This window comes from Amycolatopsis kentuckyensis, from assembly GCF_002155975.1.
In the GTDB taxonomy this organism is placed as follows: Bacteria; Actinomycetota; Actinomycetes; order Mycobacteriales; family Pseudonocardiaceae; genus Amycolatopsis; species Amycolatopsis kentuckyensis.
Genome location: NZ_MUMI01000749.1, coordinates 1 through 7,367 on the forward strand (window position 1 = coordinate 1; position 7,367 = coordinate 7,367).

Annotated in this window: 7 protein-coding genes; 2 read left to right on the forward strand and 5 right to left on the reverse strand. The window is 71.0% G+C overall.

Going from position 1 to position 7,367, the window contains the following annotated elements:
- The 5 genes from CCN39_RS47115 to CCN39_RS47135 form a co-directional block, all read right to left on the reverse strand.
- Positions 1-676: aldehyde dehydrogenase family protein (locus CCN39_RS47115; protein ID WP_143264453.1), on the reverse strand; the 676-nt coding region annotated here is incomplete at its 3' end.
- A gap of 15 nt (positions 677-691) precedes the next feature.
- Positions 692-1,819, reverse strand: coding sequence for an alpha-amylase family protein (locus CCN39_RS47120; protein WP_086853605.1), 1,128 nt, complete (start codon positions 1,817-1,819; stop codon positions 692-694).
- 4 nt (positions 1,820-1,823) lie between these two features.
- Entirely contained in the window at positions 1,824-3,080 is a 1,257-nt protein-coding gene (locus tag CCN39_RS47125) for a glucarate dehydratase family protein (protein ID WP_086853608.1), read from the reverse strand.
- A complete protein-coding gene (locus tag CCN39_RS47130; RefSeq protein WP_086853610.1) occupies positions 3,080-4,015 on the reverse strand; it encodes a 5-dehydro-4-deoxyglucarate dehydratase in 936 nt (311 codons plus the stop codon). The genes CCN39_RS47125 and CCN39_RS47130 overlap by 1 nt, the downstream gene beginning before the upstream one ends.
- Positions 4,016-4,064: 49 nt before the next feature.
- The gene (locus CCN39_RS47135) at positions 4,065-5,573 is read right to left on the reverse strand and encodes a sodium:solute symporter family protein (protein WP_086853611.1); all 1,509 of its coding nucleotides are present in this window, start codon (positions 5,571-5,573) and stop codon (positions 4,065-4,067) included.
- Between the two features lie 153 nt (positions 5,574-5,726).
- On the opposite strand from CCN39_RS47135, the gene CCN39_RS47140 reads away from it, so the two are divergent.
- Together CCN39_RS47140 and CCN39_RS47145 are read left to right on the forward strand one after the other, a co-directional pair.
- A complete protein-coding gene (locus CCN39_RS47140) occupies positions 5,727-6,536 on the forward strand; it encodes an IclR family transcriptional regulator (protein WP_086853613.1) in 810 nt (269 codons plus the stop codon).
- Between the two features lie 23 nt (positions 6,537-6,559).
- The gene (locus CCN39_RS47145) at positions 6,560-7,366 is read left to right on the forward strand and encodes an NAD-dependent epimerase/dehydratase family protein (RefSeq protein ID WP_086853615.1); all 807 of its coding nucleotides are present in this window, start codon (positions 6,560-6,562) and stop codon (positions 7,364-7,366) included.
- Position 7,367 lies beyond the last annotated feature (1 nt).

The window sequence follows — 7,367 nt, forward strand, 5'->3', positions numbered from 1 at the left end:
GGATCGGCCGCGGCCGCGCGTTCGCGATGTCGAACAGGGCCCGCCCGCCGGGGATCGAGCCGGTGAACGACGCCGCCGCGATCCGCGGGTCCTTCAGTGCCGTGACGCCTTCGTCCTGGCCGAAGATCACGTTGAACAGGGCCGCCGGGGCGCCCGCCTTGATCAGTGCCTCGCGCACGATCGAGCCGGTCTGCGCGGACAGCTCCGGGTGCCCGGGGTGGGCCTTGAGGACCACCGGGCAGCCCGCGGCCAGCGCGGACGCGGTGTCCCCGCCCGCGACGCTGAACGCGAACGGGAAGTTGCTGGCCGCGAACACCAGCACCGGCCCGATCGCGGTCTTGACGCGGCGGATGTCGGGACGCGGGCCCATCGGCCAGTCCGGGTCGGCGTGATCGACGGTGGCGCCGAGGTACTCGCCGTCGGACAGGACCTCGGCGAACAGGCGCAGCTGGAACGTCGTGCGCTTCAGCTCGCCGGCCAGCCGCGGCGTCTCCGGCAGGTGCGTCTCGGCGTGCGCCAGCGGGACCAGCTCGCCCGCGGCGGCGTCGAGGGCGTCGGCGACGGCGGTCAGCCAGCCGGCGCGTTCGGCCGGGGTCGCCTCGGCGGCGGGACGGGCGGCTTCGGCGGCTCCCGCCAGGATCTTCTCGAGCGTGGCGGCGTCTGTGGCCTGGCTCATCGGTGGAACAGCTCCTCAGTTCTCATGGGCGGCGGCGGTGGCCGTTTCCAGGTCGGGCCAGCGACCCGGACCGGCCAGGCCGAGGTGGTACAGGTGCAGCTCGGCGGCGCCCGCCTTGGCCAGCTCGCCGACGTACCCGGCGATGTCCGGCACCGGCGCGGCGGCGACCGCCGTGATGTAGCTGGCGATCGCGACCCGCTCGGGCAACGCCTCACGGGCCGCCGCGACGGCCTCGGCGCCCGTGGCGGGCACCCACCCGAACAATACGACCGCGTCGACGTCGCCGGGCGCCGACGGCGTCAGCCCGGGCAGCGCGCCGGTGACCCACGGGTCGAGCGCGCCGTGCAGCACGATCCGGATGCCCGGCGGCAGCGTCGCCAAAACGGCGGCCCGCAAGGCGTCGGTGGCTTCCTGCCGGACGCGCAACAGCATCGACGTCAGCGAAGGCGGCAAGCCATCGGCCGTCACCCCGAGGTCGCCGGTCGCGACCAGCCGCCGGACCTCCTCGACGAGCTGGGCGCGGACGGTGTCCGCGTCGATGCCCCACGCCGCCGCGCAGGCGTCGCAGCAGCAGATCGACAGCAGCCGGGCCACCGCGGGCGCCCACACGCCGTCGGTCTTCTCGTGCTGGTGCTGGTGCACCGCGCCGAGCGGGCCGCAGGCCTCGAGGATCACCGACGACAGCTCGAGCCCCGCGATGGCTTCCGCGGTCACCTTCGCCGCGTACTCGCGTACGGCGGGCTGCGAAGGGCACAGCGCCCACGGGTAGGCCTCGCCGAAGCAGTTGCGCACCACGACGTCCGGGTGCTCGTAGCCGAGCTGGGAGTTGTGGGTCAGGACGATCCAGGCGGCGGCCGGGATCCCGGCCTCGTTCAGCAACCGGACGGCGTCGCCCCCCGGATCCGAAGCCGCCACCCAGTCCGGAGTGGACGGTCGCAGCGGGCCCCACCCGCCGGACACCGGCCGGTAGAACGCCGCGTGCCGAGCCACCACCGACGTCCGGGTCGGCGACCAGGGTGTCGCCGCGCGGGCGCTGTGGTACGACAGCGCCACGGCCACCTCGTCGACGCCGAGTGCCCGGACGCGGGCGGCGAACCCGTCCTCCAGGACGTCCCAGGGGTAGGCGTATCCCGTCACCTTCACCGGCTCACCACCTCGCCGTGTTCGCTTCGAACCCGGGCACGTACTTCCGCATGTAGGTCCCGTCGTCGCGCTTCGTCAGTCCACATCGGACGTAGTTCTCGTGCAGGCGGGCCAGCGCGTCCTCGTCGAGCGTGATCCCGAGCCCCGGCGTCGTGGGCACCGTGACGGCGCCCTCGCGGAACTCCAGCACCCCCGGCTCGATCACGTCCTCGACCTTCCACGGCCAGTGCGTGTCGCAGGCGTAGGTCAGGTGCGGCGTCGCCGCGGCGACCTGCACCATCGCGGCCAGGCTGATCCCGAGGTGGCTGTTGGAGTGCATCGACAGGCCGACGCCGAAGCTCTCGCACGTCACCGACAACGACTGCGTGGCGCGCAGCCCGCCCCAGAAGTGGTGGTCGGACAGCAGGACGCCGATCGCCCGCGCCCGGAAGCCCGGTTCGACGTCGCCGAAGTTGACCACGCACATGTTGGTGGCCAGCGGCATGGACGCCTCGGCGGCCACCTGGGCCATGCCGTCGATGCCGGGCGTCGGGTCTTCCAGGTACTCCAGGACGCCGTCGAGCTCACCGGCCACCCGGATGCTCGTCTCGACCGTCCAGGCGCCGTTCGGGTCGATCCGCAACGGGTGCCCGGGAAACGCCTCGGCCAAAGCGCGGACGCCGTCGACCTCCTGCGCGGGCTCGTAGACGCCGCCCTTGAGCTTGATCGAGCGGAAGCCGTACTCGTCGAACATCCGCTTCGCCGACCCGACCAGCGCCTCGGGTGTGGTGATCTCGCCCCAGGAGTCCTCGCGGCCGTCGATGTGCTTGCCGTACTTGTAGAACAGGTAGGCGGAGAACTCGACGGCGTCGCGCGCCTTGCCGCCGAGCAGGTCGGTCACCGGGCGGCCCAGGCGGTGGCCCTGCGCGTCCAGGAAGGCGACCTCGAACAGCGAGTACACGCTCGCGACGGTCTTGCGGATCGAGAAGCCGCCGATCAGGCCGTGCGCGTCGGTCAGCACCGTGTCCGACAGCGCTTCGGCGACCAGCTGCCGCAGGCCGGGCAGGTCGAACACGTCGTGGCCGCGCAGCCGCGGCAGCACCTTGCGCACCTCGCCGAGGAAGGCGTCGTCACCGTAGGACTCGCCGAGCCCGACGATCCCGTCCTCGCACTTGACCTGGACGACGCTGCGCAGCGCGAACGGCTCGTGCACGCCCATGACGTTCAGCAGCGGCGGGTCCGCGAAGGCGACCGGGGTCAGCACGACGTCGAGGATCTGCATCAGGCGAGTCCCTTCAACGTCACGAAGCCGTCCTCCACGACCTTCTCCAGCCGGCGGATCTGCTCCGGCGTCGGCTCGACCAGCGGTGGCCGGACCGGGCCGACCTTGTCCCCCCGCAACCGGGCCGCGGCCTTGACCAGCGAGACGGCGAAACCGGGCGTTTCGTCCCGCAACGCCACCAGCGGCAGGTAGAACCCGGTCAGCAGGGCGTCCATCACGCGCGTGTCGCCTTCGCCGAGCGCGCGGTGGAAGCGGTGCGCGATCTCCGGCGCGAAGCAGTGCACCGCCGAGGAGTAGCGCGCGACGCCGATCGCGGCGTACGCCTTGGCCGAGACCTCCGCGGTCGGCAACCCGTTGAAGAACAGGAAGTTCCGCGCCCGCTCGGTGTCCAGCGACCGGATGGTGGTGACGATCCGGGTCATCACCTCGACGTCGCCGTAGCCGTCCTTGAGCCCGACGACCGACGGGATGTCCAGCAGGGAAGCCGCGGCCGGCGCGGTGAACACGCCGGTGCCGCGGTGGTAGACGATGACCGGCACGGACGAGTCCCCGACGGCGTACCGGACGAAGTCGACCAGGCCCGACGACGGACCGGTGACCAGGTACGGCGGCAGCAGCAGGACGCCGTCCGCACCCCCGGCCTGGGCCGCCGCGATGCCGGCCCGCGCCGACGCCGCACCGCCCCCGGCGCCCACCCAGACCGGGACGCGGCCGTCGGCCACCTCCCGGGCCCGGGTGAGCACCGAGGCGTGCTCGGCGGGCGAGAGCGAGCTGAACTCGCCGGTGCCGCACGCGACGAACAGCGCACCGGCGCCGGCCGCGATGTGGCTCTCCACGTTCTCCGCGAGCGCGTCGAGGTTGACCTCGAGGTCCTCGGTGAACGGGGTGAGGGGGAACGCCAGCAGGCCGTCCAGCTCGATCTCGTTCTGTGCCATCAGTTTTCTGCTCTCTCGTCCTTGTCGGTTCGGCCGGGTGTGGCCTGCCTCAGGCGGGCACGGTCGTGCCTTCCTGCTTGCGGTCGACTTCGTCGTCGGCGGTGTTCACGGTGTCGACGATCTCATCGGCGGCCGCGCTGCGCTCGGGAGCGAGCAGTCCGAGACCGATGTAGAGCGCGAGCGAAACGAGGATCGGGGTCGCGACCAGCACGGTCTGGTTCGCCTTGAAGACGTAGTACACCAGCGCGTAGTCGATCAGGCCGCCCGCCCAGGAGACCAGCGCCGCGCGCGGGCCGCACTTGCGGAACCACGGCAGCATGCCCAGCAGCAGCGGGATCGAGATCGGGCCCATCAGCGCGGCGACCCAGTTGACGACGATCTGCAGCACGCCGCCGAGGTTCTGCGCCTGGGTGGCCACGAGCATGGTCAGCGCGACGAACACGACCGTGGTGATCCGCGCGGCCTTCAGGCCCTGGACGTCGGTCCACTGCCGGGTGCGGCGGAACATCGCCGGGATCATGTCGCGGGTGATCACCGCGGAGATCGCGTTGGCGTCGGAGGAGACCATCGCCATGGTGTGCGAGAAGATGCCGGCCAGCACCAGGCCGATCAGGCCCGGCGGCAGGAACGTCGTGGTCATGATCGCGTACGACTGCGTCGGGTCCTTGACGCCGGGGATGAGCAGCGGGGCCGCGAACATCGGGAACATCAGCACCAGCGGCCACAACAGGTACAGCGCGGACGAAAGCCGGGCACCCCGCTTGGCCTCGTGGGTGTTCGGCGCGGCCATGTACCGCTGCGCCAGGTTCCACATGCCTCCGTTGTACTCCAGCGTCTTCACCAGCACGTAGACGAGCAGGAAGATGGTGGTGTACTTGGACGTCACCGGGTCGACGTGGCCCGCGGGCAGCTTGTCCCACATCGTCCAGAGCGCCGAGATGCCGCCCAGCTTGCCCAGCACCACGACGATCATCACGATCGCCGCGATGGCCTGGATGACGAACTGGCCGAAGTCGGTGAGCGCGTCGGCCCACAGGCCGCCGATGGTGCAGTAGACGAGGGTGACCGCGCCGGTGATGAGGATGCCGAGGTTGTAGTCCAGACCGGCGAAGACGTGCAGCAGCGTCGCGACGGCGAACCACTTGGCCGCGATGTCGAAGATCTTCAGCAGGCTGCCGCTCCAGGCGAGCGCCTGCTGCGTCGGCACGTTGTAGCGCTTGGCCAGGTACTCCAGCGGCGAGGCGACGCCGAGCTTCGAGCGCAGCCGGTTCCAGCGGGCGGCGAACAGCCAGCTGCCGATCCCCACGCCGATGCCGATGCTGGCGAAGCCCCAGAAGTACACGGTGACGCCGGTGGTGTACGCCACGCCCGCGTACGCGACGAAGAGCACGGCGCTGTAGCCGGACATGTGGTGCGAGATGCCGGCCAGCCACCACGGCATCCGGCCGCCGGCGGTGAAGAAGTCCTTCACGTCGCTGACTCTCTTGTGCGACCACCAGCCGATCACGATCATCAGCGCGAAGTACGCGCAGATCATCGTCCAGTCGAGTGCGTGCACCGCAGGCTCCCTTCCGCGTCCACGTCGATGCGGTCTTACTGTTCACATCTATGAACGGAGTCTGTTATAGTGATTATGTTCATCCATAAGAACGTTGTTCGGGACGCTAATATGGCCGGGGTCACAAGTCAACGGCCGGACGGAGGAGCACAAATGCCGCAGAAGGTGGACAACCCGGCGGCGGCCGACGGTGCCCCCGCGGAGACCTCCGGGGTCAAGTCCGCGCGCCGGGCCGTCGACCTCATCGAGACCTTCGCGGCGAACGACGTCTGGCTGTCCCTGTCGGACCTGCACGCGCGCACCGGTTTCCCGCGCTCGTCGCTGCACGGCCTGCTGCGGACGCTCCTGGAAGCCGGCTGGCTGGAGGCGGACACGAACACCGCCCGCTACCGCCTCGGCGTCCGCGCGCTGATCTGCGGCACGGCGTACCTGGACCGCGACGCCGTCGTCCCGTTCGCCACCGAAGCGCTGGAGCGCATCCGCGAGAAGACCGGCTTCACCGCGCACTTCGCGCGCCGCAACGGCACCGAGGTCGTCTACCTGGAGACGCGCGAGTCGCAGCGGTCGACGCACCTGGTCTCCCGCGTCGGGCGCACGCTGCCCGCGCACGCGACCGCGCTGGGGAAGGCGCTGCTGGCCGAGCTGACGCACGACGAGATCGAGGCGCTGATGCCGCCGACGCTGACCCCGCTGACGCCGAACACCATCACCACCCTGGAAGGCCTGCACGCCGAGTGCGCCGCGACGCGTGAGCGCGGGTACGCAGCCGAGGTCGAGGAAGGCACGCTGGGCGTCCGGTGCGTCGCCGCGGTGATCCCCTACCGCATCCCGGGCACCGACGCGATCAGCTGCTCGATGCCCATCGCCCAGGTGACCGACGACGACGCCCGCCGCGTGGGCGAGCTGCTCGCCGAGACCACCGCCGAGCTCGGGCAGCAGCTGCGCCGGGCCGGCATCCGTTAACCCTTCTGTGTGAAAGGAACCCCATGACGGACCAGCGCGTGCTCATCACCGGGTCGGCGGGAGTCGTCGGCACCCTGATGCGCCCCCGCCTGCGGCGCCCGGGCCGGGTGCTGCGCCTGCTCGACCTGGCCCCGCAGACGGCGTCCGACGCTGCCGAAGAGATCGTGACGGCATCGGTGACCGACCCGGCGGCGATGGCGGCGGCGTGCGAAGGCGTCGACGCGCTGATCCACCTGGGCGGGCACAGCCGCGAGAACTCGTGGGAGGAAACCCTCGATGTCAACATCAACGGGACGCAGACGGTCCTGGAGGCGGCGCGGGCCGCGGGGATCCAGCGGGTGATCCTGGCGTCGAGCAACCACGCGGTGGGCTTCCGCAGGGTGGATTCCGACTTGCCGGCGGACTCCTCGCCGCGCCCGGACACGTATTACGGCGTCTCGAAGGCGGCGATCGAGGCACTCGGAAGCCTGTACCATTCGCGCTTCGGCATGGACGTGATCGTGATCCGGATCGGCTCGTGCTTCGAGACACCGCTGCCGCTGGGCCCCCGCGGCTTGACGACCTGGCTGTCACCTGACGACGCGGCACGGCTGTTCGAGGCGTGCCTTTCGGCGCCTTCGCCGGGCTACCGGCTGATCTGGGGCGTCTCGGACAACACCCGCCGGATCTACTCACTGGAGGAAGCGGAGGCGCTGGGCTACAAGTCCCTGGACGACGCCGAGGTGTATGCGGACCAGCTGGCGGCAAAGCCGGCGCCGACAGGCCCAGCGGCAGAGTACGTCGGCGGCCCGTTCTGCACCGCACCACTGGGTGTGTCCAACCCCCTCTGAC

What these genes read in the sequence shown, in the direction of transcription:
- CCN39_RS47125 (WP_086853608.1), bottom strand. Translation starts at nt 3,080, where the DNA reads ATGCAGATCCTCGACGTCGTGCTGACCCCGGTCGCCTTCGCGGACCCG.
- CCN39_RS47130 (WP_086853610.1), bottom strand. Translation starts at nt 4,015, where the DNA reads ATGGCACAGAACGAGATCGAGCTGGACGGCCTGCTGGCGTTCCCCCTC.
- CCN39_RS47140 (WP_086853613.1), top strand. Translation starts at nt 5,727, where the DNA reads ATGCCGCAGAAGGTGGACAACCCGGCGGCGGCCGACGGTGCCCCCGCG.
- CCN39_RS47145 (WP_086853615.1), top strand. Translation starts at nt 6,560, where the DNA reads ATGACGGACCAGCGCGTGCTCATCACCGGGTCGGCGGGAGTCGTCGGC.